The sequence below is a fragment of the Psychroserpens luteolus genome (assembly GCF_021032705.1).
GTDB lineage: Bacteria > Bacteroidota > Bacteroidia > Flavobacteriales > Flavobacteriaceae > Psychroserpens > Psychroserpens luteolus.
On the sequence record NZ_JAHVXI010000048.1, the window covers coordinates 1 to 327 of the forward strand.

Annotated in this window: 1 protein-coding gene; it reads right to left on the minus strand. The window is 42.8% G+C overall.

Annotated features, from left to right (window positions below; all coding sequences use genetic code 11):
• Positions 1 to 327 (minus strand): hypothetical protein (locus KWG70_RS17780; protein WP_230937382.1); only part of this gene is annotated, 327 nt, incomplete at both ends.

The following is a 327-nucleotide window of genomic DNA, read 5'->3' on the forward strand; positions in this document are numbered from 1 at the left end:
CATCATAAGTGATACCATTCTCAGCCCACGTATACGACTCATCAGAGCAAATCGTTACATCAGTTACCACAGGAGCAGGCTCCGGTGTTACTGTTAAGTTTAATGTTTGATCGGCTGCACAGTTTACCCCTTCAATAGTTACCGAAGTAGATCCTCCAGAACCATTATAAGTGATACCATTCTCTGTCCATGTATACGACTCATCAGAACAAATCGTTACATCAGTCACTACAGGAGCAGGCTCCGATGTTACTGTTAAGTTAAGTGTTTGATCCGCTGCACAGTTTACACCTTCAATAGTTACCGAAGTAGATCCTCCAGAACCAT